Annotated in this window: 24 protein-coding genes; 15 read left to right on the top strand and 9 right to left on the bottom strand. The window is 73.0% G+C overall.

Annotation, left to right across the window (positions count from 1 at the left end):
- Window positions 1–303 precede the first annotated feature (303 nt).
- Window positions 304–1,368 carry a hypothetical protein gene (locus ACWC0C_RS00935; RefSeq protein WP_450860603.1) on the bottom strand — a complete coding sequence of 355 codons (1,065 nt, stop codon included), beginning with the start codon at window positions 1,366–1,368 and terminating at the stop codon, window positions 304–306.
- Between the two features lie 123 nt (window positions 1,369–1,491).
- On the opposite strand from ACWC0C_RS00935, the gene ACWC0C_RS00930 reads away from it, so the two are divergent.
- Window positions 1,492–4,077 (top strand): helicase-associated domain-containing protein, encoded by a 2,586-nt coding sequence (locus tag ACWC0C_RS00930; protein WP_450860602.1) that lies wholly within the window; start codon window positions 1,492–1,494, stop codon window positions 4,075–4,077.
- Window positions 4,078–4,142: 65 nt separating this feature from the next.
- On the top strand, window positions 4,143–5,795 hold the full coding sequence (locus ACWC0C_RS00925) for a DNA repair helicase XPB (RefSeq protein ID WP_450860600.1): 1,653 nt from the start codon (window positions 4,143–4,145) through the stop codon (window positions 5,793–5,795).
- Window positions 5,796–5,810: 15 nt separating this feature from the next.
- On the opposite strand, the gene ACWC0C_RS00920 is transcribed toward ACWC0C_RS00925, so the two are convergent.
- The gene (locus tag ACWC0C_RS00920) at window positions 5,811–5,993 is read right to left on the bottom strand and encodes a hypothetical protein (protein WP_449197682.1); all 183 of its coding nucleotides are present in this window, start codon (window positions 5,991–5,993) and stop codon (window positions 5,811–5,813) included.
- 279 nt (window positions 5,994–6,272) lie between these two features.
- On the opposite strand from ACWC0C_RS00920, the gene ACWC0C_RS00915 reads away from it, so the two are divergent.
- Window positions 6,273–8,315 (top strand): HelD family protein, encoded by a 2,043-nt coding sequence (locus ACWC0C_RS00915; protein WP_450861122.1) that lies wholly within the window; start codon window positions 6,273–6,275, stop codon window positions 8,313–8,315.
- Window positions 8,316–8,371: 56 nt separating this feature from the next.
- Window positions 8,372–9,070 carry an LppU/SCO3897 family protein gene (locus ACWC0C_RS00910; protein WP_450860598.1) on the top strand — a complete coding sequence of 233 codons (699 nt, stop codon included), beginning with the start codon at window positions 8,372–8,374 and terminating at the stop codon, window positions 9,068–9,070.
- Between the two features lie 37 nt (window positions 9,071–9,107).
- Here ACWC0C_RS00910 and ACWC0C_RS00905 read toward each other — a convergent pair whose 3' ends face one another.
- Window positions 9,108–9,800 carry a copper homeostasis protein CutC gene (locus ACWC0C_RS00905; protein WP_450860596.1) on the bottom strand — a complete coding sequence of 231 codons (693 nt, stop codon included), beginning with the start codon at window positions 9,798–9,800 and terminating at the stop codon, window positions 9,108–9,110.
- A gap of 104 nt (window positions 9,801–9,904) precedes the next feature.
- On the opposite strand from ACWC0C_RS00905, the gene ACWC0C_RS00900 reads away from it, so the two are divergent.
- Both ACWC0C_RS00900 and ACWC0C_RS00895 read left to right on the top strand, forming a co-directional pair.
- Window positions 9,905–10,552, top strand: coding sequence for an HD domain-containing protein (locus ACWC0C_RS00900; protein ID WP_450860594.1), 648 nt, complete (start codon window positions 9,905–9,907; stop codon window positions 10,550–10,552).
- 27 nt (window positions 10,553–10,579) lie between these two features.
- On the top strand, window positions 10,580–11,647 hold the full coding sequence (locus ACWC0C_RS00895; RefSeq protein WP_450860593.1) for a GNAT family N-acetyltransferase: 1,068 nt from the start codon (window positions 10,580–10,582) through the stop codon (window positions 11,645–11,647).
- On the opposite strand, the gene ACWC0C_RS00890 is transcribed toward ACWC0C_RS00895, so the two are convergent.
- Window positions 11,629–11,907, bottom strand: a complete 279-nt coding sequence (locus ACWC0C_RS00890) for a DUF4031 domain-containing protein (RefSeq protein ID WP_450860591.1) — start codon at window positions 11,905–11,907, stop codon at window positions 11,629–11,631. The genes ACWC0C_RS00895 and ACWC0C_RS00890 overlap by 19 nt on opposite strands.
- Window positions 11,904–12,287, bottom strand: a complete 384-nt coding sequence (locus ACWC0C_RS00885; protein ID WP_449197676.1) for a hypothetical protein — start codon at window positions 12,285–12,287, stop codon at window positions 11,904–11,906. Before ACWC0C_RS00885 ends, ACWC0C_RS00890 begins: the two co-directional genes overlap by 4 nt.
- Before the next feature lie 56 nt (window positions 12,288–12,343).
- Here ACWC0C_RS00885 and ACWC0C_RS00880 point away from each other — a divergent pair, with 56 nt between their 5' ends.
- The 5 genes from ACWC0C_RS00880 to ACWC0C_RS00860 all read left to right on the top strand — a co-directional run bounded on the left by ACWC0C_RS00880 (window position 12,344) and on the right by ACWC0C_RS00860 (window position 16,560).
- Entirely contained in the window at window positions 12,344–13,249 is a 906-nt protein-coding gene (locus tag ACWC0C_RS00880; protein ID WP_449197675.1) for a MurR/RpiR family transcriptional regulator, read from the top strand.
- Window positions 13,250–13,295: 46 nt separating this feature from the next.
- The gene (gene murQ / locus ACWC0C_RS00875; protein ID WP_450860588.1) at window positions 13,296–14,219 is read left to right on the top strand and encodes an N-acetylmuramic acid 6-phosphate etherase; all 924 of its coding nucleotides are present in this window, start codon (window positions 13,296–13,298) and stop codon (window positions 14,217–14,219) included.
- A 16-nt stretch (window positions 14,220–14,235) separates the two neighbouring features.
- Entirely contained in the window at window positions 14,236–15,624 is a 1,389-nt protein-coding gene (locus ACWC0C_RS00870; RefSeq protein WP_449197673.1) for a PTS transporter subunit EIIC, read from the top strand.
- A 29-nt stretch (window positions 15,625–15,653) separates the two neighbouring features.
- On the top strand, window positions 15,654–15,884 hold the full coding sequence (locus ACWC0C_RS00865; protein ID WP_449197672.1) for a hypothetical protein: 231 nt from the start codon (window positions 15,654–15,656) through the stop codon (window positions 15,882–15,884).
- Between the two features lie 106 nt (window positions 15,885–15,990).
- Window positions 15,991–16,560 carry a hypothetical protein gene (locus ACWC0C_RS00860; protein WP_449197671.1) on the top strand — a complete coding sequence of 190 codons (570 nt, stop codon included), beginning with the start codon at window positions 15,991–15,993 and terminating at the stop codon, window positions 16,558–16,560.
- 9 nt (window positions 16,561–16,569) lie between these two features.
- On the opposite strand, the gene ACWC0C_RS00855 is transcribed toward ACWC0C_RS00860, so the two are convergent.
- The 4 genes from ACWC0C_RS00855 to ACWC0C_RS00840 all read right to left on the bottom strand — a co-directional run bounded on the left by ACWC0C_RS00855 (window position 16,570) and on the right by ACWC0C_RS00840 (window position 22,212).
- Window positions 16,570–18,129, bottom strand: coding sequence for a carboxylesterase/lipase family protein (locus tag ACWC0C_RS00855; RefSeq protein WP_450860585.1), 1,560 nt, complete (start codon window positions 18,127–18,129; stop codon window positions 16,570–16,572).
- A gap of 88 nt (window positions 18,130–18,217) precedes the next feature.
- Window positions 18,218–19,342, bottom strand: a complete 1,125-nt coding sequence (locus ACWC0C_RS00850; RefSeq protein WP_449197669.1) for an NADH:flavin oxidoreductase — start codon at window positions 19,340–19,342, stop codon at window positions 18,218–18,220.
- A 114-nt stretch (window positions 19,343–19,456) separates the two neighbouring features.
- Window positions 19,457–21,160, bottom strand: a complete 1,704-nt coding sequence (locus tag ACWC0C_RS00845) for a transglycosylase domain-containing protein (protein ID WP_450860583.1) — start codon at window positions 21,158–21,160, stop codon at window positions 19,457–19,459.
- On the bottom strand, window positions 21,157–22,212 hold the full coding sequence (locus ACWC0C_RS00840; protein WP_450860581.1) for a sigma factor-like helix-turn-helix DNA-binding protein: 1,056 nt from the start codon (window positions 22,210–22,212) through the stop codon (window positions 21,157–21,159). Before ACWC0C_RS00840 ends, ACWC0C_RS00845 begins: the two co-directional genes overlap by 4 nt.
- A 125-nt stretch (window positions 22,213–22,337) precedes the next feature.
- Between ACWC0C_RS00840 and ACWC0C_RS00835 the strand changes: the two genes are divergently transcribed.
- The 4 genes from ACWC0C_RS00835 to ACWC0C_RS00820 all read left to right on the top strand — a co-directional run bounded on the left by ACWC0C_RS00835 (window position 22,338) and on the right by ACWC0C_RS00820 (window position 25,351).
- The gene (locus tag ACWC0C_RS00835; protein WP_449197666.1) at window positions 22,338–22,853 is read left to right on the top strand and encodes a SigE family RNA polymerase sigma factor; all 516 of its coding nucleotides are present in this window, start codon (window positions 22,338–22,340) and stop codon (window positions 22,851–22,853) included.
- Window positions 22,843–23,490 carry a hypothetical protein gene (locus ACWC0C_RS00830; protein ID WP_450860579.1) on the top strand — a complete coding sequence of 216 codons (648 nt, stop codon included), beginning with the start codon at window positions 22,843–22,845 and terminating at the stop codon, window positions 23,488–23,490. The genes ACWC0C_RS00835 and ACWC0C_RS00830 overlap by 11 nt, the downstream gene beginning before the upstream one ends.
- Window positions 23,491–23,783: 293 nt before the next feature.
- Complete coding sequence (locus tag ACWC0C_RS00825; protein ID WP_450860577.1) at window positions 23,784–24,611, top strand: hypothetical protein; 828 nt, start codon at window positions 23,784–23,786, stop codon at window positions 24,609–24,611.
- A 59-nt stretch (window positions 24,612–24,670) separates the two neighbouring features.
- Entirely contained in the window at window positions 24,671–25,351 is a 681-nt protein-coding gene (locus ACWC0C_RS00820; protein ID WP_450860576.1) for a Uma2 family endonuclease, read from the top strand.
- Window positions 25,352–25,374: the final 23 nt, after the last annotated feature.

Below are 25,374 nucleotides of genomic sequence, written 5' to 3'. Positions count from 1 at the left end.
TCCACCGACTCCAGGCCACCTCCCGCCGCAGCTGCGGGCAGTCGTGCCGCCGGGGCGACGCCCACCCGGCAACGACCGACGTACCCGCGGAGCTGCGCTCAGCCGTATCGCTACCCCGGGGCCCCACCCGGCAGCGGCCGTCATGCCGCCGCAGCTGCGGGCAGTCGTGCCGCCGGGGCGGCACGGGTGTGCGCAGCGGCGCCCCGCGAGCGCGGGTGAGCGGGACCAACCCCCGGCCAGCCGCAGCTCAGGGGCATCCCGGCGGTGCCGGTGGGCGGACCCGCTCCCAGGGCCCGACGGCGTTCACCTGGTCCTTTGTGAGCGCCAGACCAGGTACAGGGCCGAGGCGACGGCGGCTCCGCGGACCACCCACGGCCACGTCCCGGCGATCGCGTCGTTCATGTGGCCCTGGGCGATCGGAGTGCCCCAGCGGCCGTTGTCCCGGCCCCAGAGCCAGACCAGGCCGGCCGCGATCGCCGTACCGGGCAGGACCATCACCGCCACCTTGGTCTCCGCCGGGCTCAGCCTGCGGGAGCCGTACGCGATCGCCCACCCGAGCAGCAGGGCGAACCAGTTCCCGAGCACCGCACCGGCGACCAGCGCGGCAGCGGCCAGCAGCAGAAACGGGTTGGTCCAGCCGGCAGCGGGACGGGAGAACAGGCGGCGGCGCGGGGCCGGTTCGGCCGCCCCGGTGGCGTCCGGTTCGGGCGCTGCCGCCTCCGGGGCAGGCTCCGCCGTCTCCTCCGCCGGCTTCGGCGGGCGCTTGAGCAGCTCCGGGATCTCCACCCCGCCCACGAACCCCGGCACCGAGTCACTCGCCTCGGCCGGGACACCGAACGGGCTACCGCCGAGCCGCCACCAGTCGGGCTGCACGGCACTGTCCCCGAGCTCGTGCGCGGCGGCCAGATGCGGCGGGGACGGGGCGTCAGGCGGGCTCGACGGCAAGGACTCGCCGGGGCGGGAACGGGGACGGGGGCGGGGGCGGGGGCGGGGGCGGGGGACGATCCGGCCCAGGCCCTTGGCGCGTTCCCCGTCCCCCGGCTCCGGCCACGCCTTCGCCTTCGCTGTCGGTGTCGGCTCACGCGGCGCAGGCTGTACCGGCACCGCGGCCGACGGCGGCTGCGCACCGGCCGCACCCAACGTGCCGCCCGCCGCCTCGACCACCTCGTCCGGGGTGCCCAGGCGGTCCAGGATGCGACGGACCGCGGCGGGGCTGTCGACCGTCGCCTTGGCCCGGTGCCGGTCGATCTCGTTGCGCAGCTCCGACACGAGCCGCATCCGCGTGCCCGACGGCAGCTGCCGCTGCTGCGCGATGTCTCCGACACGGCTCAGGTACTCGTAGACGACCTGGTCGCTCTCGATCCCCAACGGAACCCCTCCGGGGTGAAGGCGATGAAACCCCGTGAGGACGGTACCGCTTCCGCCCGACCACCCGGGTCCCGCCACCCGACCCGCTCGGCTGGAACCTACTCACCCGCTACCGTGGGTCAGATGAGCCAAGCGGCCCACCCAGCCCCCCGTTCCCTCGCGGAAGCGCTCCGCGCGCGGGACGACTTCTCCCTGGCCGCGCTGCTGCGCAGCCGCCCCGACCTCATCACGCCCGTCCCGACCGACCTCACCCAGCTGGCCACCCGCGCCGGGACCCGTGCCTCGGTGCTGCGCGCGCTGGAGCGGCTGGACCGGTTCGCGCTGCAGACGGCGGAGGCCCTGGCCGTGGCCCCGGACCCGGCGTCGTACGACACGCTGCTGTCCCTGATGGCCGGGGACGCCGGGGACGAGACGGTCGCCGCCGCGCTGCCGCACGCCCTCGCCACCCTGCGCGAACAGGCGCTGGTGTGGGGCGACGACGAGCGGCTGCGGCTGGTCCGCACGGCCCGCGAACTCCTCGCGCCGTCCCCGCAGCACCCCTCCCCGACCGGCCTCGGGCCCTCCGTGCAGGAAGCCACCTCGGGCATGTCACCGGGCCGGATCCAGGAGCTCGTCACGACCGCCGGGCTGCCCTCCACGCACGACTCGGTGTCGGCCATGGCGGCGCTCACCGCGCTGTTCGGCGACCGGAAGAAGATGGCCGAGCTGCTCGCCGGGGCCCCGGAGCCGGCCCGCGAGGTGCTGTCCCGGCTGGTGTGGGGGCCGCCGTACGGGCAGGTCACCCCAGACCCGGCCGCACATCTGCGCTGGCTGCTCGACCGCGGTCTGCTGCTGCCGACCACGCCGGGCACGGTCGTCCTGCCCCGTGAAGTGGCCCTGCATCTGCGCGGGGGCCGCGCCCACCGCGCACCCGAGCCGCTGCCGCCCGCCGTCGAGCCGGCCGCGGCCCACAGCCCGCAGGTGGTGGACGCGACGGCGGCCGGGCAGGCGTACACCGCGCTCGCCACCGTCGAGGAGCTGCTGAAGGACTGGGACGAGGGCGGCCCCGCCGTGCTGCGGGCCGGTGGCCTGAGCGTCCGGGACCTGAAGCGGACCGCCGTCGCCCTGGACGTGGCCGAGCCGGTCGCCGCGTTCTGGGTGGAACTGGCGTACGCGGCCGGCCTGATCGCCTCCGACGGCGAGGCCGACGAGCGGTACGCGGCCACGCCCGCCTACGACGAGTGGCTGGAGCGGCCCCCCGCCGAGCGCTGGGGCCGGCTGGCGGAGGCCTGGCTGACGGCCACCCGGACGGCGGGGCTGGTCGGCGGGCGGGACGCGAAGGAGCGCACGCTCGCCGCGCTCGGCCCGGGCCTGGACCGCTCGGCCGCGCCCGAGGTACGGCACCGGGTGCTGACCCTGCTGGCCGGGCTGCCGGCGGGCGCGGCCCCGGACACCGAGTCGGTGCTGGCCCGCCTGCGCTGGGAACGGCCGCTGCGCGGACCCCGGCAGGAGGGCGACGAGGACCTGCGCTCCCGGCTGGCCCGCTGGACCCTGACCGAGGCCGAACTGCTGGGCATCACCGGCCGTGGTGCCCTGTCGGCCCACGCCCGCGCACTCCTGGGCGCCGCCGGCACCTCGGTCTCCTCCGCCGCCTCCGCCGACCTGGCCGAGTCCGTCGAACCCGTCGGCCCGGGTGACAAGCTCCCCGTCCACCATCACCACCGCCCCACCGCCGCTCCGGCCTCCCTCTCCCCCGCCGAACAGGCCGTGGCGACCGCCGCCGCTGCCCGGCTCCTCGCGCCGCTGCTCCCCGAGCCGCTGGACCACGTGCTGCTCCAGGCCGACCTGACGGCGGTGGCGCCCGGGCCGCTCGAACGCCCCCTCGCCGATGTGCTGGACGTGCTCGCGGACGTCGAGTCCAAGGGCGGCGCGACCGTGTACCGCTTCACCCCGGCCTCGGTACGGCGTGCCCTGGACGCCGGCCGCAGCGCCGCCGATCTGCACGCCTTCCTCGCCGAGCACTCCCGCACACCGGTCCCGCAGCCGCTCGCCTATCTGATCGACGACGTGGCCCGCAAGCACGGTCACCTCCGCGTCGGCGCGGCCTCGGCGTACGTACGCTGCGACGACGACACCCTGCTGAACGAGATCCTCGCCGACAGGCGCGCCGCCGCCCTGCGGCTGCGCAGGCTGGCCCCGACCGTGCTGGCCGCCCAGTCCGACCCGGCGGCCCTGCTGGAGGGTCTGCGCGCGATGGGCTACGCGCCGGCCGCCGAGTCCGCCGAGGGTGACGTCCTGATCGCCCGTGCCCACGCCCACCGCACCCCGCCGCGCACCGCACCCGAGCCGGTCCCGGACGGACCGCCGACGCCCGACGCGACGCTGCTGGCGGCGGCGATCCGCGCGATCCGGGCCGGCGACCTGGCCGCCACCACCCCGCGCAAGCCGGTCGGCGAGTCCGGCGGCGGATCCGGCGGTGCGCCCCCGGCGGGCGGCGAACTGCCCCGCACCTCCTCCGCCGAGACCCTGGCCACCATGCAGGCCGCCGTCCTGACCGGCGGGTCCCTCTGGATCGGCTACGTCAACGCCGAGGGCACCGCCAGCCAGCGTGTCATCGCCCCGGTCAAGGTGGAGGGCGGTTTCGTCACGGCGTACGACCACACCGCGGACGAGGTGCGTACCTATCCGCTGCACCGGATCACGGGGGTGGCGGAGCTGGCGGAAGACTGACGGTGATCGTCGGTGTTTAGGGCACACTGGACGTTTGGTGTTTGTGGAAAGGGTGTGTGCCGCACGTGAATGGACCGCTGATCGTCCAGTCCGACAAGACCCTGCTCCTGGAGGTCGACCACGAGCGGGCCGACGACTGCCGTCGGGCCATCGCGCCGTTCGCCGAGCTGGAGCGGGCGCCGGAGCACATCCACACCTACCGGGTCACCCCGCTCGGGCTGTGGAACGCGCGCGCCGCCGGGCATGACGCCGAGCAGGTCGTGGACGCGCTGGTGCAGTACAGCCGGTATCCGGTGCCGCACGCGCTGCTGGTGGACATCGCCGAGACGATGGACCGCTACGGCCGCCTGACCCTCAGCAAGCACCCCGCGCACGGGCTCGTCCTCACCAGCACCGACCGGCCGGTCCTGGAGGAGGTGCTGAAGTCCAAGCGGATCGCCCCGCTGGTCGGGGCGCGGATCGACCAGGACACCGTCGTCGTGCACCCGTCCGAGCGCGGGCAGATCAAGCAGGTGCTGCTGAAGCTGGGCTGGCCGGCCGAGGACCTCGCCGGGTACGTCGACGGTGAGGCGCATCCGATCGAGCTGCTGGAGGACGGCTGGGCGCTCAGGCCGTACCAGAAGCAGGCCGTGGAGAACTTCTGGCACGGCGGCAGCGGCGTTGTGGTGCTGCCCTGTGGCGCCGGTAAGACGCTGGTCGGGGCCGGGTCCATGGCCCAGGCGAAGTCCACCACCCTCATCCTCGTCACCAACACCGTCTCCGCGCGGCAGTGGAAGCACGAGCTGGTGAAGCGGACCTCGCTGACCGAGGACGAGATCGGTGAGTACAGCGGTACGAGGAAGGAGATCCGCCCGGTCACCATCGCCACCTACCAGGTGCTGACCACGAAGCGGAAGGGGATCTACCCCCACCTCGAACTCTTCGACTCCCGGGACTGGGGCCTGATCGTCTACGACGAGGTGCATCTGCTGCCCGCTCCCGTCTTCAAGTTCACCGCCGATCTGCAGGCACGCCGGCGGCTGGGTCTGACGGCCACGCTCGTCCGCGAGGACGGCCGTGAGTCGGACGTGTTCTCCCTCATCGGGCCGAAGCGGTTCGACGCGCCCTGGAAGGAGATCGAGGCGCAGGGGTACATCGCCCCGGCCGACTGTGTCGAGGTCCGGGTGAATCTGACGGACTCCGAGCGGCTGGCGTACGCCACGGCCGAGACGGAGGAGAAGTACCGCTTCTGTGCGACGACCGACACCAAGCGGAAGGTGACGGAGGCGATCGTCCGCCGTTTCGCCGGCCAGCAGATCCTGGTGATCGGCCAGTACATCGACCAGCTCGACGAACTGGGCGAGCACTTGAACGCCCCGGTGATCAAGGGTGAGACCTCCAACGCGCAGCGCGAGAAGCTCTTCGACGCCTTCCGTGAGGGCGAGATCAGCGTGCTGGTGGTGTCGAAGGTCGCGAACTTCTCCATCGACCTTCCGGAGGCGACGGTCGCCATCCAGGTGTCCGGCACCTTCGGCTCCCGCCAGGAGGAGGCCCAGCGCCTCGGCCGCGTCCTGCGCCCCAAGGCGGACGGCCATCAGGCCCACTTCTACTCGGTCGTCGCCCGCGACACCATCGACCAGGACTTCGCCGCCCACCGCCAACGCTTCCTGGCCGAGCAGGGCTATGCCTACCGCATCGTCGACGCGGACGAGATCCTGACCGAGGACAGCACCGGCTGAGCCCGAGGAAGAGGGCTACTTACGGCGTATGCCCGTTTCCTCTCCGTACTCGCCGAGGATGACCACGCCGAACGCGGCCTCCGCGAACACCTTGACGGCGCGCAGGGCGTTGCCGATCCAGTGGTGATGCGGGCCGTCCACGGCTGTGGCGCCGGTCGGCGGGTGGACAGGACCTGGGGAGATGGTTGCTGCGCTCATGTCTCCATGGTGGATCGCCGGGCACGGGATCGGCATCGGTCTCCAGAGCCAATCCCGCACGGCCGCGTGTAGATCTCCGGGTGGACGGCGGCCCCTACTTCGGGGGCCGTGCGTCCCCTAGGGGTCGGAAAAACCATTGGCCTCCTCCCCGGCCGCGCCCCTAAAATCTCCGCTCTTGCCCGCCTCCTTTCCGCGGAGTGCAGCCACCCGGTCGGAAACCGGGCGGCATCGTCGTAGTCACCCAGCAGGTCCACCGGAGGCACCCCTGTGTCCACGTCCATGCCCGCCGACGATCCCCTCGCCCGAGAGCGCTCCCACCTCGCCGGATCCCGTGCCGCCCTGCGCGCCATGCGCGAGGACGTGGAGTCGCTGGACATCCGGGACGTCACCGCGAACTGGGTCAACGCCGAGGTGCTCGCCCACCAGATCGACGAGCGCATCAAGGCGCTGGCCGACCTCAGCGACACCCCGCTGTTCTTCGGCCGGCTGGACTATCTGCACGCCCCCGGCGCCGACCAGGCCGAGGGCGCGGAGGGCGAGCGGTTCTACATCGGCCGGCGGCACGTCCACGACGCCGACGGCGACCCCATGGTCATCGACTGGCGCGCCCCGGTCTCGCAGCCGTTCTACCGGGCGTCCAAGAAGGACCCGATGGACATCGGGCTGCGCCGCCGCTTCGGTTACACCGGCGGCGACCTGACCGCGTACGAGGACGAGCACCTCTCCGACCCGGCCGATCCATCGGCGGCGGCCACCACCAGCAAGCTGCTCCAGCAGGAGATCGAACGGCCGCGCGTCGGCCCCATGCGGGACATCGTCGCCACCATCCAGCCCGAGCAGGACGAGATCGTCCGCTCCGGCCTGTCCGGCACGGTCTGCGTCCAGGGCGGCCCCGGCACCGGGAAGACCGCCGTCGGCCTGCACCGGGTCGCCTACCTCCTCTACGCCCACCGGGAGCGGCTCGCCCGCACCGGCACGCTGGTCATCGGGCCGAACAAGTCCTTCCTTCACTACATCGAGCAGGTCCTGCCCGCGCTGGGCGAGTTGTCGGTGCAGCAGGCCACCGTGGACGACCTGGTCGCGCATGTGGAGGTGCGCGGCACGGACGAGGCGGCCGCCGCCGTGGTCAAGGGCGGCGCCGGGATGGCCGAGGTGCTGCGCCGGGCCCTGTACTCCCATGTGACCATGCCGACGGAGGCGGTCGTGGTGGTGCGCGGCTCGCGGCGCTGGCGGGTGCCGTCGTACGAACTGGAGGAGATCGTCCGGGAGTTGCTGGAGCGGGACATCCGGTACGGCGCCGCCCGCGAGGCCCTGCCGCAGCGGATCGCGCACGCGGTGCTGGTGCAGATGGAGCGGTCCGGGGAGGCCCCGGACGACCGGGTGCAGGACGCGGTGGCCCGCAACAGCGCGGTGAAGGCGGCCGTGAAGGCCCTCTGGCCGGCCGTGGACCCCGCGAAACTGGTCCTCCGCCTGCTGACGGACGCGGACTTCCTCGCCGAACACGCCGCCGGGATCCTGGACGAGGACCAGCAGAAGACGATCCTGTGGGCCAAGCCGGTGCGCAGCGTGAAGTCGGCCAAGTGGTCGGCGGCGGACGCGGTGCTGATCGACGAGACGGCCGACCTGATCCAGCGCACGCACTCGCTGGGCCATGTCGTCCTCGACGAGGCGCAGGACCTCTCCCCCATGCAGTACCGGGCCGTCGGGCGCCGCTGCACCACCGGCAGCGCGACCGTCCTCGGCGACCTGGCGCAGGGTACGACGCCGTGGGCGACCCGCAGCTGGGACGAGGCGCTGGCGCACCTGGGCAAACGCGAGGGGGTCGTCGAGGAGCTGACGGCCGGTTTCCGCGTGCCCACGGACGTCATCGGCTACGCCTCCCGCCTCCTCCCGCACATCGCGCCCGGACTCACCCCGGTGGCCTCGGTCCGTGAGAACCCGGGCTTCTTCGAGATCCGTGCGACCACGGAGGACTCCGAAGTCATCGCCGCCTGCGAGGAGTTGCTGCGCAACGAGGGCTCGACCGGCCTGATCGCCGCCGACGCCCGTGTCCCGGCGCTGTCCGAGGCGCTGACGGCGGCCGGGATCCCGTACCTCGCCCCCGGCGAGGAGACCACCCGGCAGACCCGCCTCACCCTGGTCCCGGCGTCCCTCGCCAAGGGCCTGGAGTACGACTACGTGGTGCTGGACGAGCCCCAGGCGGTGGTGGACGGCGAGCCGGACGAGCGGACGGGCTTGCGGCGGCTGTACGTGGCGCTCACGCGTGCGGTGTCGGGTCTGATCGTGACCCACGCTGCACCGGTACCGGCTCAGTTGGCCTGAGGGCACGCGGCTAGGGTGTCGTGCGGTTTCGGCATGTCCCCATGGAAAGGCCTCCGTTGAGCACCTCGCAGCCTCCCCACCCCGCGTACCAGCAGAACCCCGGGCCATACCAGGCCGCCCCCGGGCCGTACCAGGCCGCCCCCGGCCCGTACCAGCAGGCTCCGGGGCCGTACCAGCAGAGCCCCGGGCCGTACGCGCAGGCCCCCGCGGGTTCTCCGCAGGCGCCGACGGGGCACCCGCAGCCTTCCGGGCCGTACGCGCAGGCGCCGGCGGGCTACGCACAGGCTCCGTACCCGCAGGCGCCCGGCGGCTACGGGCAGGCCGGGTACCAGCAGGCCCCCGGCGCATACCCGGCCGCTCCCGGCGCCGGGTGCGAGGTGTGCGGGGCGTCGCCCGCGGCGCCGGTGACGGTCCGCGGCCACCAGGGCATGGTGGTGATCATGCGCCAGCTGCGGCGGCAGGGCACCTTCTGCCACACCTGCGCGCTCGCCGTCTTCCGGAAGATGCAGTCGGACACCATGGCGCAGGGGTGGTGGGGCCCGATGTCGATGATCATCACGCCCATCACGCTGCTGATCAACCTCTTCGCCCTGGCCAAGATCCGGAAGCTCCCCGCACCGGTCGCCCCGCAGGGCCCCGGGCTGGACCCGGGCCGCCCGGTGCTCGCGCGGCCGATGGGAATGGTGGGCCTCGTCCCGCTCACCGGCTTCACCCTGTTCCTGCTGCTCGTGTTCATCGGGATGGCGGCCGGCTGAGGGCCGGGTCCACGGGTGCGGCGCCCCGGAAGGGGCGCTACTCCGCGTCCAGCACCCTGCGCCACTCCCGCACGGCCCCCTCGGAAACCGCCCCCGCCCAACCCGCGGAGCGCGCCGCGCCGCCGATGTGGAAGGCGTCGATGCCGGCGGCCCGCAGCCGGGGCACGTGCTCCAGACGCAGGCCGCCGCCGACCAGCAGTGTCTGGCCGTACCCCGGCTCGCCCCGCCGGCCGGCCTCCGCGACCAGCGTCGGCAGCCCCTCGTCCACCCCGCCGGCGGCGCCCGCGGTGAGGTAGGTGTCGAGGCCGGGCAGGTCGGCGAGCTGCTTGCGCAGGGCGTCGCGGTCGGCGGCCCGGTCGATCGCCCGGTGGAACGTCCACGCACAGCCGTCCAGCGCGCCGGCCACCCGCTCCACGGCGGCCAGGTCGACCCCGCCGTCCGCGTCGAGGAAGCCGAGGACGAACTGGTCGGCGCCCGCCTCGCGCAGGTCGCCGGTGACCCGGACCAGACGGTCCGGGTCACCGGCCGCGAACCCGTCCGCGAGGCGGAGCATCACGCGCAGGTCGATGTCGACGGCGGCCCGGATCCCGGCGAAGACGGCCACCGGCGGGGTCAGCCCGTCGGCCGCCATGTCGGTGACCAGCTCCAGGCGATCCGCGCCTCCCGCCTGGGCGGCGACCGCGTCCTCGACGTCGAGCGCGATCACCTCCAGGACTGCACGCTTGCTCATGGCACCCCATTCATCGGCGTTCCTCGGCTCTTACGGCCCGACGCTACAGGTCTAGTCCAATTCCACAGACTACGCCCTCCGTGCCATCGCGGCAGAATGGCCGCATGGCCGATCTCGACGACCTGCGTTCCCGCTGGCTGCGCGCCCTGCTCGCGGCACGGGACGACGACTCCTGCGCCCCGGACCCCTACCGGTACGCCAATGCCCTGCTGCGCCGCTGGCAGGAGCCGCAGCGCCGGTACCACACCGTCGAGCACCTGGCGGCGGTCCTCGACCACATCGACGTACTCCAGGAGCACGCGGACGACCCGGCCGTCGTACGCCTGGCCGCCTGGTTCCATGACGCCGTCTATCTGCCCGAGCGGTCGACGAACGAGGAGCGGTCCGCGCGGCTGGCCGAACGCGCGCTCCCCGAGGCAGGGGTCTCGCGGGACAGGACGGCCGAGGTGGCCCGCCTGGTCCGGCTCACCGTCACGCACGACCCCGCCGACGACGACCGGGACGGCCAGGTGCTGTGCGACGCGGACCTCGCGATCCTGGCCGCGCCCCCGTCGGCCTACGCCGCCTACACCGCCGAGGTGCGCGAGGAGTACCACTTCGTACCCAACGACGCCTTCAGGGCGGGCCGTTCGGCCGTTCTGCGCCAACTCCTGGACCTGCCAAGGCTGTTCCGCACCCCGTACGGGCAGGAACACTGGGAGGCCACCGCCCGCTACAACCTCTCCGGCGAGCTTGAAATGCTGTCGACCTGAGGGGACCGTCCCCCTAGGGTTCGCCCCATGAGACCGATAAACGGGGACGATGTGATCGAGGCCGTGGCAGGCTGCACGGCGGCACTGCGCGCGGCGGTGGACCGGGACTGGAAGGCCGTGCCGGCCGGGCGGCTGGAGTGGGACTGCCACACCACCGCGGTCCATGTCGCCGACGACCTGATCGCCTACGCCGCCAACCTGGCCGGACGCGCCCAGGACGACTACGTCCCCTTCGAGCTCACCCTCGACGAGGGCACCGACAACACGGGCCTGCTGCACGTCATCGAGACGACCGGCGCCCTGCTGGCCGCCGCCGTCCGCACCGCCGAGCCCGGCGTCCGCGGCTTCCACCCCTACCCCTTCCGCAGCGCCGACGCCGAGGGCTTCGCGGCGATGGGCATCGCCGAGGTGCTGCTGCACACCCATGACATGACGCAAGGGCTGGGGCTCCCCTACGAGCCGCCCGCCGAACTCGTCGACTCCCTCCTCGCCTGCCTCTTCCCGCACGTCCAGCCCGGTCCCGCCCCGTGGCCGACCCTGCTGTGGGCCACCGGCCGCGGCGAGCTGCCCGGCCGCGCGCCGGTCACCGAATGGCGCTGGCACAACAACCTCGTCATCCCGGCCGAGCGCCTCACCCTCACCGGCCTGCGCCCGGCCGCCGCCCACGATCTGCGCCTCGGCGGCGACGGCGGCTTCGACTGGGTCGAGGGCGGGCCGTACCAAGGCACCCGGGATGCCGCCGGTCTGCTGCTCAAGGCGTACGAGGCGGGCGTGCACCGGCCGGAGTTCAGCGTCTTCATCCTGATCCGCACTCAGGACTGCCGTGCCCTCGGCGCCATGGGCTTCCACGGCGTCCCGGACGGTGACGGATGCGTGGAGATCGGCTACGACCTCGCCGAGACGGCCCGCGGCCAGGGCTACGCCACCGAGGCCCTGCGCGCGCTGTCGCGGTGGGCGCTGGCCCGCGACGACGTGACGACGCTGCTCGCGAAGATCGACGTGGACAACGCCGCGTCCCGGGCCGTGGTCTCGCGCGCCGGCTTCGAGCAGGTCAGCGCGGACGACAAGCTCGTGACCTACGAACTGCGCCGCTGAGCTAGCCCCTTGGGCCTGCGCAGTCCCGACGTCCGCAGCAGCCGCACCACTTCGCGGCTGCTGATCTCCACCGCCCCGGCGGCCACCGCGTCCGCGTACCGGTGTGACGGAAGGTCGTAGTGGTCGCGCTCGAAGGCGCGCCTCGGCACGCCCAGCCGGTCGGCGAACGCGTGGAGTTCGTCGTACGACTCGTCGCTGACCAGGTGTGACCACAGACGGCCGTGTCCGGGCCAGGCGGGCGGGTCGATGTACAGCGTCACGACGAGGTCATTCCACCCGTGGCCAGGCCGAGCGAGCCCACCGCGGCGACCTTCACCCCGATCTTGTGGCACACCCAGTGCGGGTCGGGGCCCAGCTCGGGTTCCACGTCCAGCGCGTGCGGGTCGCCGGAGCCGCACACCGGGCACAGCGGCCAGCGGCCGTACCGGTCCAGCAGTGCGTCCTGGACGTCCTGGGCGACCAGCCCGGCGACATAGGACGCGCCGTCCGGCCACTGCTCGACCCACCAGCGTCGCTCCGCGACGGAGTCCTCGACCAGCGAGACCACGTCGGCCTCCGCGACCTCGCCCGCGACCAGATCGGCGAGCACCAGGGCTCGCGCGGCATGCAAGGCCTGCTCAAGGGGAGCGATGGGTTCCATAGAACCCATTGTGCGCACTCTTGACCGCCGCAACGAACCGAAAATATCTTTCATCTGTGACCCAGGACGTGAAGGAAATTTTCGGCGGTCCGGGTGGTTCCCTCGCCGCCAAGGTGCGCACCCTCGCGCCTTCCATGACCCGCTCCATGCAGCGCGTCGCGGAGGCCGTCGCGAGCGACCCGGCCGGCTGCGCCGCCCTCACGGTCACCGGCCTCGCCGAGCTCACCGGCACCAGCGAGGCCACGGTCGTCCGCACCGCCCGGCTCCTCGGCTACCCCGGCTACCGCGATCTGCGGCTCGCCCTCGCCGGGCTCGCCGCGCAGCAGCAGTCCGGGCGGGCGCCCGCGATCACGACCGACATCGCGGTGGACGACCCCATCGCCGACGTCGTCACCAAGCTGGCCTACGAGGAGCAGCAGACCCTCGCCGACACGGCCGCCGGACTCGACACCGTCCAGCTCGGCGCCGCCGTGAGCGCGCTGGCCTCCGCCCGGCGCACCGACGTCTACGGCATCGGCGCCTCCGGCCTCGTCGCCCAGGACCTCACCCAGAAGCTCCTGCGCATAGGCCTCATAGCCCACGCCCACAGCGATCCGCACCTCGCCGTGACCAACGCGGTGCAGCTCCGGTCGGGCGACGTGGCGATCGCCATCACCCACTCCGGCTCGACGGGGGACGTCATCGAGCCGCTGCGGGTCGCCTTCGAGCACGGGGCCACGACCGTGGCCATCACCGGCCGGCCGGACTCGCCGGTCACCCAGTACGCCGACCACGTACTGACCACGTCCACCTCACGGGAGAGCGAGCTGCGCCCGGCCGCGATGTCCTCGCGGACGAGTCAACTGCTCGTGGTGGACTGTTTGTTCGTGGGAGTGGCCCAGCGCACCTATGAGACCGCGGCGCCCGCGTTGGCCGCGTCCTACGAGGCGCTGGCTCATCGGCATCGCACCAACCCCAGGTGAGTAACCGCACGCACAAACGGCACCCGACCTGAGAGAGCCACCCCCCATGACCTCCCATGATCTGCGCAGCCAGCTGGCTTCCCTGACCACCGAGGCCTTCCGGCCCGAACTCGCCGACATCGACCGTCTGCCCACCCTCGCCATCGCCCGCCTCATGAACGGCGAGGACGCCGGGGTGTCCGCCGCCGTCGCCGCCCAGCTTCCCCGGATCGCCGCCGCCATCGACGCCGTGGCCGAGCGCATGGGCCGCGGCGGCCGGCTGATCTACGCCGGCGCCGGCACCGCCGGCCGGCTCGGCGTCCTGGACGCCTCCGAGTGCCCGCCCACCTTCAACACCGATCCCGCGCAGGTCGTCGGCCTGATCGCAGGCGGACCGGAGGCGATGGTGACCTCCGTCGAGGGCGCCGAGGACTCCGCGGAGCTGGCCCGCCAGGACCTGGACGCGCTGAAACCCACCCCGGACGACACCGTTGTCGGCATCTCCGCCTCCGGCCGCACCCCCTACCCGATCGGCGCCGTCGAGCACGCCCGCGCCCTGGGCGCGCTGACCGTCGGCCTGGCCTGCAACGAGCACAGCGCGCTCGCGGCCGCCGCCGAGCACGGCATCGAGGTCGTCGTCGGGCCCGAGCTGATCACCGGGTCCACACGGCTGAAGGCCGGTACGGCCCAGAAGCTGGTCCTGAACATGCTCTCGACCATCACGATGATCCGGCTCGGCAAGACCTACGGAAACCTGATGGTCGACGTCCGCGCCTCCAACGACAAGCTCCGGGCCCGCTCCCGCCGTATCGTCGCGCTGGCCACCGGGGCGGGCGACGACGACATCGAGCGGGCCCTCACCGAGTGCGGCGGCGAGGTGAAGCACGCGATCCTGGTGCTCCTCGCCGAGATCGACGGCCCGACGGCCGCCCGCCTTCTGGAGGACTCCGGCGGCCATCTGCGTGCCGCGCTGGCACACGCGGCCCGCTGACCCGCACGCTCGGGGCGTGCGCAACGACCCCGCCTCCACCGCGACCGCCCTCCTCACCCTGGTCGGCGGCCCGGCCAACGTCACCTCCGTGGCCCACTGCATGACCCGCCTCCGGCTGACCCTCGCCAACCCGGCGGCGGCGGACGAGGCGGGGCTACGGGCCCTGCCCGGTGTACTCGGGGTGGTGTCCGACGGCACCGCCCACCAGATCGTCCTCGGCCCGGGGGTCGTCGACGAGGTCACGGCTGAGGTGGAGGCGCGGGTGGAGGGGCGGGGTGCGGCACCTTCCCACCCCGAACAACCGGCCCCCTCCGACCCCCAGTTGACGGAAGGGAAGGCCCTCAAGACCGCCCTGCGTCGCGTGGCGAACGTCTTCCTCCCCCTCATCCCCGCCCTGATCGGCTGCGGCATCCTGTCCGGGGTCAACGGCCTGCTGCTGAACACCGGTTGGCTGACCGCCCTGACCCCCGCCCTGTCCGCGATCGCCTCGGCGTTCCTGGCGCTGATCGCGGTCTTCGTCGGCTACAACACCGCGCGGGAATTCGGCGGCACGCCGGTACTGGGCGGGGCCGTGGCGGCGGTGGTGGTCTACCCGGGCGTGGCGAAGGTGACGGCGTTCGGGACGCACCTGGCACCCGGCCAGGGCGGGGTGCTCGGCGCGCTCGCGGCGGCGCTGCTCGCGACCCGCGTGGAGAAGTGGGTCCGGGGCCGGGTGCCGGGCGCGCTGGACGTCCTCCTCACCCCGGCCGTCACGGTCCTGGTCTCCGGCCTGGTGACGCTGTACGGCCTGATGTACGCGGCCGGCGCGGTCGCGACGGGGATCGGCACGGCCGCGAACTGGCTCCTCACGACCGCCGGAGCCGTCGCCGGACTCGTCCTCGGCGGCCTCTTCCTCCCCCTGGTCATGCTGGGCCTGCACCAGGCCCTCATCCCCATCCACGCCACCCTCATCGAGCAGCAGGGCTACACGGTCCTGCTCCCGCTGCTGGCCATGGCGGGCGCGGGCCAGGTGGGCGCGGCGCTCGCGGTGTACGTCCGCCTGCGCCACGACACCTCGTTGCGTACGACGATCCGCTCGGCGCTCCCGGCGGGCCTGCTGGGCGTGGGCGAGCCGTTGATCTACGGGGTGTCCCTGCCGTTGGGCCGCCCGTTCCTGACCGCCTGCGCGGGCGGCGCGGCGGGCGGGGCGTTCGTCGGCTTCTTCGCGATGCTCGGCACCAAGGTGGGCGCGACGGCGATCGGCCCGTCGGGCTGGGCGCTCTTCCCCCTCCTCGCGGGGAACAGGGGCGCGGGGATGGCGGCGGCGATCTACGGCGGCGGTCTCCTCACCGGCTACCTGGTCGGTTTCCTGGCGACCTACGCCTTCGGCCTCACCCGCCACCCCCGTGTGGGCGCACCCGCGTGACGTACGGCCCGACCGGTCGTTCCCCGGTCATGATGAAGAAGCTCCTGGTCACCGCCGTCCTCACGGCCTCCGCCGCGGCCCTGGCCGCCCCCGCCCACGCCGACACCCGCGCCTCCGAGGTGGACGCCGTGAGGTGTGCCGAGAACCTCGCCCTCCTTCCCACCCTCACCCCCATCTCACCGCTGTCTCTGGCGGCCGGCGCCCTCACCGCCGCCCCCGTGTGCGGCGCGGAGGGTGCTCTCGGCCGCATCAACGGCTGACGGACGGATCGCCGGGGCGGCGGGAGCGGTCAGCTCCCGCACCCCACATCCGGCGGCAGCACGTTCACGTCCTCTTTCCTCCATGAACGCGCTACCGTCGAACACCATGAACCACGCCCAGCTCGCCGCCCTCGGACGGGCCCTCCGGCTGCTCGGGGAGCACGGGGAGGCCCTCACCGCCGACACCCCGGATGCCCGGCTGCACGAGATCAAGGCGGATCTGCGGCGGGCGCTCGATCTGCTGGACGAGAGTGTCGGCACCAGCGCGCCCGCCACCCGGTGTGCCGAGCATCCGCAGGGGCCCGTCGACGAGAGCGCGCCCGATCTGTGCCTGCTCTGCGAGACCCGGCGCCGGGCCGCCCGGCGGTCGGAGTTCCAGGGCGGGAGAGCCGAACCCGCACCCGTCGCCACCGCACCCTCCCGTTACGGCGTCCGAGCCGACCGGCCGCAGCCGCAGCAGCGCTGGCTGCCGGAGTCGTGGAACGGGCAGGAGTGGCAGCTGTGCGGGACGCCCCGCAGGGACCGGCGGGAGGCCGAGGCCTACCTCGCCGCCCAGCGGCGCTCGTCCCGGCCCGCCATGGCCTACCGGCTCGTGCACGAGTTCACCGACTACGAGGTGCTGCGGGTGTGGGGCACACCCGTGCACATCGACATCGAGCCCATGGGAAATCTCTAGGGGGAATCTCTAGCCGAGCAGGGGCAGGGGGAGGTAGTCGTACCCCTCCCATATGCGCCTGCTCCGCTCCTCCGGGTACGGCGCCACCGTCGGCTGCACGTCCAGGATCTGCACCAGGCGGGCGTCGGTGTCGTAGCGCGGCCAGCCGGGGTCGCCCGTCCGCGCGAACGTCGTCCAGGCGCGGCGGAAGAAGGCCGAGAGCTGCTCCGCCTCCGGTGGGGGGTTTCCGCCGGGGAAGACGAGTGCGCCGAGGTCCGCGCCGTACGTGCCGAAGAGCAGGGGGATGTCCAGGGCGTGGCAGGCGCCCAGCAGGCCGTCGCTGTCGGGAGCCGGCCAGGTCAGTTCGTAGACGTGGGCGCGGCCGCCGCCGGTGTGCTGGGCCTCCGCGAGGCGCAGGCTCGGTATCGCGAACAGCCAGTCGGTCTGGACGCGTTCGAAGAGCTGCTGGGCGGAGAAGTCCGGGTACGCCGCGCGGTAGGCCGCTTCGCCCGCCGCCCCGCCCGGCGCGTACAGCCGCAGGGTCGCCGTCGCCAGGTCGTCCGTGACCTTGCCGTACAGGCCCCCCATGACCAGGAACAGGCGCCACTCGTCACGGTTGTGGCCGACGAGGAGGTCCACGTCCCTCGCCGAGCCGGCGGCCAGCGCCTCCCAAGGGGTCGTGGGCAGTGTGTCGCCGTCGACGACCGGGGCGAAGGGGACGGTCGTCGGGGCTGCCTGGCCCCATCGGTCGGTGAACCGGGCCATGGTGGACCCCAGCGCAGCGCCCGCCTCGGTGAGCCGCTGCGGGTCGACCGTCGCCAGGTCGGCCGCCGTCGGTGCACGGCCCGCCTCGGCGGCCAGGGCCTGCGCGATGTCGCGGGCCAGTTCGGGCGAGAGGAACGTGCCGGGCACGCTCTGTGCCACCGCGCGCCGGAACAGGCCGCGGGCTCTGGGCATCGCCAGCAGGGAGGCGATGGAGCCCGCGCCCGCCGATTCGCCGAAGACGGTGACCTGGGCCGGGTCGCCGCCGAACGCGGTGATGTTCTCCTGCACCCACTCCAGGGCCGCCACCTGGTCCAGCAGGCCCCGGTTGGCCGGCGCGCCGTCCCAGAGGGCGAAACCCTCCATGCCCACCCGGTAGTTGAGGGTGACGAGCACCGCGTCGCCCTCGCGGGCCAGGTGCTGCGGGTCGTAGCCGGGCTGTCCGCCGTGGCCCAGTTTGAACGCGCCGCCGTAGATCCACACCATCACCGGGCGGGCGGCGGACGGGTCCGGGTCCGGGGTCCAGACGTTGACCGTGAGCCAGCCGTCGCCCTTCGGGGCGGGCGGCTGGGCCGCGCGGGCCAGGAAGCCCGTCTCCTGCGGGGGCGGCGGGCCGAACGCGTACGCCTCCCGGACCCCGTCCCAGGCGCGGGGCGGGCGCGGGGCCTGGAAGCGGGCCGCGCCGACCGGGGGTTCGGCGAAGGGGATGCCCCGGAACACCGACAGGCCCCGCTCCCGCAGACCGCGCACCGCGCCGGAGGCGGTGCGCACCACGGGACCGTCGGGACCCTCGGTCTCCGGGGCCGCCTGGGACTCCCTCGTCGTCATCACTCGCTCCTCACTCGCTGCCCTGACTGCCCTGACCGTTCATCAGGACAACGGACGACGACGATCACGAGTGCCCGGGGCGGGAAGGTCAGCTGAGCGTCTTCACCGCGGCCGCGTCGTACGGCTGCAGCTCGTCGAACCGGCCGGAGAGCACCTTGGCCGCCCACTGCGGGTCCTGGAGCAGGGCCCGGCCGATGGCGACCATGTCGAACTCGTCGGCCTCCAGGCGGTCGAGGAGGTTGTCGATGCCCTGGACCGGGGAGCCCTCGCCCTGGAAGGCGTTGAGGAAGTCGCCGTCGAGGCCGACCGAGCCGACGGTGATCGTCTGCTTGCCGGTGAGCTTCTTCGTCCAGCCGGCCAGGTTCAGGTCCGAGCCGTCGAACTCGGGCAGCCAGTAGCGGCGGGTGGAGGCGTGGAAGACGTCGACGCCGGCCGCGGCGAGCGGGGTCAGGATGGCCTCCAGCTCCTCCGGGGTCTCGGCGAGGCGGGCGGTGTAGTCCTGCTGCTTCCACTGGGAGTAGCGGAAGAGGACCGGGAACTCGGGGGAGACGGCCTCGCGGACCGCGGCGACGATCTCCGCGGAGAACTTCGTACGGGCCACCGGGTCGCCGCCGTAGGCGTCCGTGCGCCGGTTGGTGCCCTCCCACAGGAACTGGTCGAGGAGGTAGCCGTGGGCGCCGTGCAGCTCCACGCCGTCGAAGCCGATGCGCTCGGCGGCGGCCGCGGCCTCGGCGAACGCGCCGATGACGGCGTCCAGGTCCGCCTGCGTCATGGCCTTGCCGGTGGCCTCGGCACCCGCGGTGACCAGGCCGGACGGGCCCATCGCGGGGGCGTCCGGGTAGGGGGCGTCACCGTCGTTGCGGACCATGCCGATGTGCCACAGCTGCGGGACGATCGTGCCGCCCGCCGCGTGCACGTCCTCGGCGACCTTCGCCCAGCCCGCGAGCTGCTCCTCCCCGTGGAACCTCGGCACCCGGTCGCTCTGGCCGGCCGACTCGTGGCCCACGTACGTGCCCTCGGTGACGATCAGGCCGACCCCGGCGGCGGCCCGGCGGGCGTAGTAGGAGCGCACGTCCTCGCCGGGTATGCCGCCCGGGGAGAACATGCGGGTCATCGGCGCCATCGCGATCCGGTTGGGGACCGTGAGGCCGTTGAGGGTGATCGGACGGGACAGGATCTGGGCCGCGCGGGAGGCGGGGGTCGTGACGGTCACGCGGGGGCTCCTCGTGGGGGACGGTGTTAACCAGTCGGTATGTGAGCACGCATTGTTGCAGCTCCTTAAGTAACGGCCTATGCAGTGGCCCACATTCCACCCCGCCGCAAACCTTCACGTGACGCCGCTCACACCCCTCGAGCGGCCCCAGAGCTGGGTCGCCGTCTGTTCCGTGAACGCCGTCGGTGAGGGATCCGTCGGCAGCTGAGCGGGCACCGTCGTGTCCTTCTTCTTGCCCGGCTTGTCGGCGAAGAGGGCGACGGTCAGGGTGAGCCGGGTGTCGTAGGCGACGGTCCACACCGTGCGGCGGGTGATGCCACCGCCCGCGCCCGCCGTGAACAGGTTCGCCGGAGAGCCGGCGGCTGGCGCGGCCACCGCACCGGCCGCCTTCTCCGGAAGGACCCGGTGGCGGTCGGGGTGCGCGGAGTAGACGGTGCGGCCGTCGCGGGTGATGCGGGCGACGGTGTACGGCGCGGCGTACATACCGTCGGCCGCGACCGCCGCGTACGCCGACGTGAGCTTCAGCGGTGTGGGCGCGGCCGTCCTCGGAAACCCGGTGAGCGGCGCCCCGAACCGCCGGCCCTCCAGCGGCGTCATCACCGTACCCGCCTCCACCGCCCCGCTCACCGCGTCGTTGAAGGGTTGCCGGGCGTAGTCCGATCCCCCGTACAGCACCCGCACCGCACCGTCGCCGGGCTCGATGCCGACGACCGCCGTGTGCAGCCGTACCCCGCCCTTGGCGGACTTGAGACCCTTGACCAGTTCCGCCGTGGAGTCCTGCTGGGTCAGGTCGAAGGTGGTGCGCACGGTGTAGCCGCCGCGCGCCAGCTGGTCCTCGGTGATGCCGAGCCGGTCGGCGGCCTCTTTCGACGCGGCGTCGATCAGGTACTGCCGCTGCCCGTCGGTCGCCCCCGGCGGATAGAACCGGAACGCCGGGAAGCGGGCCTCGGCCCGCTGTTTCGCCGTGATGTTCCCGCTCGCCGCCATCGCGTCCAGCACCCACTCCCAGCGGCGCTGGAGCGTCGCCGTGACCTTCGGGTCCGAGCCGGCCTTCTCGTAGTAGGAGGGGAGGTTGATGATGGCGGCCAGGGCCGCGCCCTGGGAGACGGTGAGGTTCTTGGTGTCGACGTCGAAGTAGTTGCGGGCGGCGGACTGGACGCCGGCGGCGCCCCGGCCGAAGTAGACCGTGTTGAGGTAGCCCTCCAGGATCTGGTCCTTGGTGCGGGTGCGGTCCAGCTTGACCGCGATCAGCGCCTCGCGCGCCTTGCGCGACAGGCTCTGCTCGGGGCTGAGCAGAGCGTTCTTGACGTACTGCTGGGTGATGGTGGAGCCGCCCTGCCGTTCGCCGCCGGTCAGCGCCGCCGCGACGGCACGGACGAGCGCCTTCGGGGAGACCCCGGAGTCGGTGCGGAAGGAACGGTTCTCGGCGGCGATCACCGCGTCCTGCACATATCGCGGCACCTGCGACAGCGGCACCTCCTGACGGTCGACCGGCCCCCGGCGGCCCAGGTAGGCGCCCTTCTCGTCGAGGAAGACGGTGCTCTGGACGACGGTGTCCGGGTGTGGGTCGGGAATGACGGTGAGCTTGTACGCGACGACGACCGCCCCGACCAGCAGGGCGAGCAGGAGCAGGAAGGCGACCAGCAGCCGGCGCACGATACGGCCCCGGTTGCGGCGCAGCCGGACGCGGAGCGGAACGCGCCGCGAACGCACGGGCGAGGAAGCCTTCTTGGGCCCCCGCCCGGGCTCCGTCTCGGGCTCCGTCTCGGGCTCCTTCTCGGGCTCCTTCTCGTGCTCCTCCTTGAGCTCCGGGGTCATGCGCGCCACCCCCCGCTCCGCAGCCGGGCCACGACGGCGCCCGCGGCGTCGTACACCCTGACGCCGTCACCGCCCATGCCTTCGACGATGAGCGTCTTGGTGTCCCGCGCGGACAGCGGCGTACTCGCGTACCAGACGCCCCAGCCGGGGCTGCCCGCCAGGGTGAGCACATGGGCGGCGACCTTGCCGTGGCCGGTGCTCAGCTCGACACGTCCGGGGTCCCCGGTGACGCCGTAGTACAGCCCGGACAGGAAGTACCGGTCCTTCAGCGGCTCCGCCTGCAGGGACACCCCCGGCGTGTGGCGTGGGTAGGCGTCCAACCCGCGGAACTGGTTGGACTGTTCCGGCGTCGACCAGTGACTGCCGTCCGCGGTCAGCCACATCTCCACACCGGGCGCCGCCTGCACCCGCTCCCCCGGCGCCACGATCCGTACGGAACCCGCCTCGCGACCCGCCACCGTACGGGACGGCGAACCGCTGCCGGCCCCGCCGACCAGGCCCACGGCGACGAAACCCCCGGCCACCAGCACCACCGCACAACCACCGGCGACCACCGCGACCCGGCGGCGCCGCCGCACCCGCCCCCGCTCCATCACCGCGTCCAGCGGGACCGGAGGGGGAACCACATCCCCGGCCGCGGCGGCGTAGGCCTCGCGCAACCGCTGCTCATCGCCCCCGGCCGCCTTCAGTCCCCGCTTGCCGAAGTAGCGCGCCGCGCCCTTGGAGATGCCGAGCAACTGACCGATCTGCGCATCCGGCAGCCCCTCCCCGTACCGCAGCACCAGCACGGCCCGCTGCCGGCCGGCACGCCGCCCGAGCGGCCACGGCCGCCGCCGTATCCAGCTCCGCACGAGCTGACGCCGTACATGGAAGTCCACGTCGTTGCGCGGAACGCGGCGCCAGCGCGCGTGCACGCGTATCAGCGTTCTGAGCGCGAGATCCTGCGCGGCGGGCAGGTCTTCGGTGAGCAACCGGGCGGTGACGACGAGTCGGGACCAGCGGGTGCGCGCGTACGCAGCGAAGTCATGTGGGATCCCGGCGCCCATCCGCATCGTCTTCTCCTTGGGTCGCGTGTGTTTCGATGTACGCCACGTGCGGCCTACGGGACCTGTACGCGCGGGCGGGGCGGGCGGGTTGCACGGGAAACGAGAAACTCAGGAAGACTGCGGCGGAGGGCATGACCGAGGACGAGTTCGATGCTTTCTACGCGACCGCGTTCCCCCGCCTGACCGGGCAGCTCTACGCCTTCACCGGAGACCACGGCGAGGCCCAGGACGTGGTGCAGGAGGCGTTCGTACGCGCCTGGGACCGGCGGAAGTCCTTCCTGGCCGACAGCGCCCCCGAGGCCTGGATCCGCACGGTCGCCGTACGGCTGGCGGTCAGCCGCTGGCGGCGTGCCAGGCGCTGGCTGGAACTGGTGCGACGGCACACGCTCCCCGAGTCGACCCCGGGCCCCGGCCCCGAACACGCCGCGCTGGTGGCCGCGTTGCGCCAATTGCCCCAGGCGCAGCGGTTGGCGATCGTCCTGCACCATCTGTGCGACCTGAGTGTCGAGCAGGTAGCCTCCGAGACCGGCGCACCCGTGGGCACCGTCAAGGCCCGGCTGTCCCGGGGCCGGGCGGCACTGGCGAAGCAGCTGGGTACGGACGAGGCCGAGGAGCCGGTACGGAAGGAGGGCGGCCGTGTCGGATGACCCCACCACGGATGAACTGACCACCGCGCTCCGTGAGTTGGCGAAGGAGAACGAGACCGCGCCGACCCTCGGCGCCCCCGGGATCCGACGCCGCGCCGTCCGCCGGGGTCGCCGCCGTCGCGCGGGCCTCGCCATCGGCGCGGGCGCCGCGGCCCTCGCCCTGGCGGCACTCGCACTGACCCTGGACTCGGGCGGGACCCCTGCTCACCGCCGGCCCCCGGCCGCCACCGCTCCCCGCCTCCCGTCCCCGACCCCGACCCCCTCCGCCTCTGCCTCCGCCGCGGTCCCGGTCACCGGCACGGTGAACTTCGAGAAGCACACCCTGACCGTCGACGGCCGGGTCATGCCCATCGCCTCGGGCGCCCCGGTCCTCGTCACCGCCGACCTGCTGACCGTGTCCGCGAAACTCGACCTCAAACGGGACCCCGTCGAGCAACTCGCCAAGGACGCCTGCAAGGTGCGGGAACCGTACGTGGTCGAACTCCGCGACACCCACCGGACCACCCTCCACGTCGGCTCCCTCGCCTGCACCTCCCGAACCGGCGGCTGGATCGGCCTGGACGTGAAGGACGCCGTATGGCTCTACAACAGGCTGGAGCCGGGCGACACGCTCTCGGTGGTCACACCGGGGGCCTAGGCGCTGTCCCGATCCGGCGCCCCGAAGCTCAAGCCGCCAGCTCCGAGCGCTCTTTGCAGGGAATGGGTGGAGGGCCTCAACCCGCCCTCCCACCCCGCGAGTTGACTTGACGCAACCGACTTGCGACGGACAGTCACAACCCTCTAACGTCCCGCATAACGAACAGCCCCCGTCAGGTGCTACCAACACCTGCGGGGGCTTAACCAGCAAGATCGATTAGACGAGAGCTCGATCCTGTGGCTGAAGCCAACCTTAGTCCTGCCTTCCTGCCCACGCACCCGTCCCCCCACCCGATGGCCAATCCGGGTTACGGCAAGCGCTCGGCGTCGGACCAACGCCCCCGCACCAACCACGACTTCGCGCACCTCCCGCCCCGCGAGGCGGCCATCGCCGCGTACATCGACCGCCTCCCCGAAGGCGCCGACATCTCGGTGAAAACGCTGGCCAAGCAGCTTCCGTACGGCCAGTGCGCGCTCCGCACCGCCCTCAACCGGCTCCAGGCGGCAGGGCACTTACGGCGAGGAAGGGAGCGGCTGGAGACGGAAGGCGGCGGCTCGCGCTGGATCACCCGATCGTGGTGGTCCCGTACCGCACGCGACGACGGCTGGTGGGCGGCCTTCACGCGCGGCGACGTACCGGAGCCGGAGCCGCCGCCGGACGAGCGCACCGCCCACCCCACCCGCTCCCGTGCCCACATCCTCCTCGCCGCCCTGGGCCGTACGGCCCCGGTCCTGTCCCTCTCCGCCGCCGACTGCGCGGCGCTCGCCCCGCTGCTGGAGGGGTGGTTCGCGCGCGGCGCCACCGACGACGCCGTACTCCGCGCCCTGACCGAGGGCCTGCCCACCCCGGTCCACCACCCGGCGGCCCTGGTCCGCCGCCGCCTGATCGACAAAGTCCCCCCGGAACCGGTCCGCCGCCCACCCCGCCGGGTCCTGGAGTGCGCGGAGTGCGGGGTACCGGGGCGGCCGGAGGCACTGCCGGGGGGTGTGTGCGGCGGCTGCCGGGGCGAGCGCGCGCCAACGCACTCCAACGCGCCCCTGCCCGTTTCGGCGGTCCAAGTCCACGCAGCGGAGATCCGCGCTGCGATGGCCCTCAAACGACGAGAAAGGACACCCGTATGACGGCTTCCACGGTCCGACATGACCACTCAGGGGCACGATGGAGGGGAGGAGGCGACGCCATGACCCCTGACACCGAAGAACGCCCGCAGATGTCCGTCGAGGACTTCGAGGAACTCGTCCGCAGGGCTCCGAGGGAACTGCGGAACCGGCTGGAGTTCCTCGGCGGGCGGCTGTGTGTGAGGCACGGGCCGCTCGACGTCGAGGAGTTCGAGGAGCTGGCCGCGGTGGCCCCCGAAACCGTGCGGCTTGAGTACATCAACGGAAAGGTAGTAGTAAAGGCCATGCCGGACGGCAACCACTGCGAGATCTTCATGTGGCTGCTCCGTCAGTGCATGCAGCAGCGCCCCGAGCTGAACCTCGTGCCCGAACGAGGTGTCAAGACCGAGGCATACCGTAAGGGCCGCTCTATCACGGACGGCTTTCTCGCGCCCAGGGGCCACTTCAAGGGACACGGCAACTGGTCCCCGGCCGACGGCGCCCTCATGGCCGTGGAGATCACCTCTCACGACCGCGACACCAACCAGCGCGACCGTATCGACAAGCCCGTCGGCTATGGAGCGGCCGACATCCCCGTCTACCTCCTCATCGACCGTGACAACAACACCGTCGTCGTCTACAGCGAGCCCAAGGACGGCCGCTACCAGCAGTCCCAGTCCCACTCCTGGGGCGCCACCGTCGAACTTCCGCCGCCGGTGAGCATCACCCTGGACACGGAGGAACTCAAGGACTACGCCGACTGACCTCGACAAACGCCCGAGGGCGG

This window comes from Streptomyces sp. NPDC001709 (assembly GCF_053596375.1).
This window is presented reverse-complemented; position numbering and strand designations above follow the sequence as displayed.

Bases quoted from the DNA above. Each gene is read 5' to 3' on its own strand.
- ACWC0C_RS00860 (WP_449197671.1), top strand. From the start codon at position 15,991: ATGAACCACGCCCAGCTCGCCGCCCTCGGACGGGCCCTCCGGCTGCTC.
- ACWC0C_RS00895 (WP_450860593.1), top strand. From the start codon at position 10,580: ATGAGACCGATAAACGGGGACGATGTGATCGAGGCCGTGGCAGGCTGC.
- ACWC0C_RS00840 (WP_450860581.1), bottom strand. From the start codon at position 22,212: ATGCGGATGGGCGCCGGGATCCCACATGACTTCGCTGCGTACGCGCGC.
- murQ (WP_450860588.1), top strand. From the start codon at position 13,296: ATGACCTCCCATGATCTGCGCAGCCAGCTGGCTTCCCTGACCACCGAG.
- ACWC0C_RS00915 (WP_450861122.1), top strand. From the start codon at position 6,273: ATGCCCGCCGACGATCCCCTCGCCCGAGAGCGCTCCCACCTCGCCGGA.
- ACWC0C_RS00820 (WP_450860576.1), top strand. From the start codon at position 24,671: ATGACCCCTGACACCGAAGAACGCCCGCAGATGTCCGTCGAGGACTTC.
- ACWC0C_RS00825 (WP_450860577.1), top strand. From the start codon at position 23,784: ATGGCCAATCCGGGTTACGGCAAGCGCTCGGCGTCGGACCAACGCCCC.
- ACWC0C_RS00885 (WP_449197676.1), bottom strand. From the start codon at position 12,287: ATGGAACCCATCGCTCCCCTTGAGCAGGCCTTGCATGCCGCGCGAGCC.
- ACWC0C_RS00855 (WP_450860585.1), bottom strand. From the start codon at position 18,129: ATGACGACGAGGGAGTCCCAGGCGGCCCCGGAGACCGAGGGTCCCGAC.
- ACWC0C_RS00865 (WP_449197672.1), top strand. From the start codon at position 15,654: ATGATGAAGAAGCTCCTGGTCACCGCCGTCCTCACGGCCTCCGCCGCG.
- ACWC0C_RS00905 (WP_450860596.1), bottom strand. From the start codon at position 9,800: ATGAGCAAGCGTGCAGTCCTGGAGGTGATCGCGCTCGACGTCGAGGAC.
- ACWC0C_RS00845 (WP_450860583.1), bottom strand. From the start codon at position 21,160: ATGACCCCGGAGCTCAAGGAGGAGCACGAGAAGGAGCCCGAGAAGGAG.
- ACWC0C_RS00920 (WP_449197682.1), bottom strand. From the start codon at position 5,993: ATGAGCGCAGCAACCATCTCCCCAGGTCCTGTCCACCCGCCGACCGGC.
- ACWC0C_RS00835 (WP_449197666.1), top strand. From the start codon at position 22,338: ATGACCGAGGACGAGTTCGATGCTTTCTACGCGACCGCGTTCCCCCGC.
- ACWC0C_RS00930 (WP_450860602.1), top strand. From the start codon at position 1,492: ATGAGCCAAGCGGCCCACCCAGCCCCCCGTTCCCTCGCGGAAGCGCTC.
- ACWC0C_RS00900 (WP_450860594.1), top strand. From the start codon at position 9,905: ATGGCCGATCTCGACGACCTGCGTTCCCGCTGGCTGCGCGCCCTGCTC.